General features: G+C 46.1%; 3 protein-coding genes. 1 reads left to right on the forward strand and 2 read right to left on the reverse strand.

All coding sequences use genetic code 11. The annotated features are described in order from the left end of the window. Positions 1-117 precede the first annotated feature (117 nt). Positions 118-405 (reverse strand): type II toxin-antitoxin system RelE family toxin, encoded by a 288-nt coding sequence (locus REG_RS08590; protein ID WP_006705281.1) that lies wholly within the window; start codon positions 403-405, stop codon positions 118-120. Beyond that, complete coding sequence (locus REG_RS08595) at positions 402-653, reverse strand: type II toxin-antitoxin system Phd/YefM family antitoxin (protein ID WP_006705282.1); 252 nt, start codon at positions 651-653, stop codon at positions 402-404. The genes REG_RS08590 and REG_RS08595 overlap by 4 nt, the downstream gene beginning before the upstream one ends. A gap of 92 nt (positions 654-745) precedes the next feature. Here REG_RS08595 and REG_RS08600 point away from each other — a divergent pair. Beyond that, positions 746-1,115 (forward strand): lytic transglycosylase domain-containing protein (locus REG_RS08600; protein ID WP_039908296.1); only part of this gene is annotated, 370 nt, incomplete at its 3' end.

Here is a 1,115-nt window from a genome sequence, read left to right on the forward strand (position 1 = left end):
GCTTACCGGGCGCAGTGTGTCGCTGACACCGGATCGGCCGGCAATAACACCCTGAAATTTAAAAGTTTAACGTAGTACTGTACCGGTGAAGGAGGTATTGGAGTCAGTCGCTTATCGTCAAGTGAGGCGCTTTTTAGCCGCCACGTATACCTGGTTACGTTCTCTCTTACCTACGGCTATCACCGTGATAATAAGCGTATTATCAACGACTTTGTAAACCAGCCTAAAACCAGAAGCTCGCAGCTTAATTTTATAGCAGTCCGCTAATCCTGATAATTTTGCTTGCGGTACTCTGGGTTGTTCTTGTCTTTTCTTTAATGCTTTAGCAAATTGTTTACGAAGGGGATCAGTCAGTGCTTCCCATTCTTTGAAGGCTTTTTTATCAAATTTAATTTTATAGATCATAAGTATTGATCCAAATCCACCTCTACGGTTTCACCTCCTTCGCGTTGGCGAACAATCTCTATCAGATCGAGATCATCCAGTGATCCCATCATGGCTTCATAAAGGGGAGCGGGCACACAGTAAAAAGCGGGTTTGTTTCGATTGAGGATAGCGACCGGTAAGCCGTCTCCGGCATCCACCGTCGCCATCGGATTTTTTTTCAACTCACTCACGCTGGCACTGGTATCACTAAGGATGAGATTTGGCATGTCACGTTATTCCTTTTGTTTAACACATGAATAGATTGAATAATAGACCGGTTAAGCGTGCTATTAAAGTTATTTTTTATTTGGCGGTAAAAATGAAAAAAAAGTTTTTGATACCCATTTTGTGTTTGCTCGGCTTCTCTGGCAGCGTTAACGCCTTGTGTTTTCAGGCCGCTGGGCTGCGTTATCAGGTTGATCCGCTGTTGCTAAAAGCGATGGCGGTACAAGAAAGTGGCCTGGATCCGCGTGCCGTCAATATTAACCGCAACAAGGCGGGCAAGGCACTCAGTACCGACTATGGCCCGATGCAAATTAACTCCCGTCACATTCCCGCCTTGGTGTCGATGGGGGTCATTAAATCAAAAAAGGAGTTACTCAGTAACGCTTGCCTGAATGTCCAGATTGGCGCCTGGATTTTGGCCAAACACCTGCAACGCTGTGGCGTGAACTGGCCGTGCCTCGGCT

The sequence above is a fragment of the Candidatus Regiella insecticola LSR1 genome, from assembly GCF_000143625.1.
GTDB classification, from domain to species: domain Bacteria; phylum Pseudomonadota; class Gammaproteobacteria; order Enterobacterales; family Enterobacteriaceae; genus Regiella; species Regiella insecticola.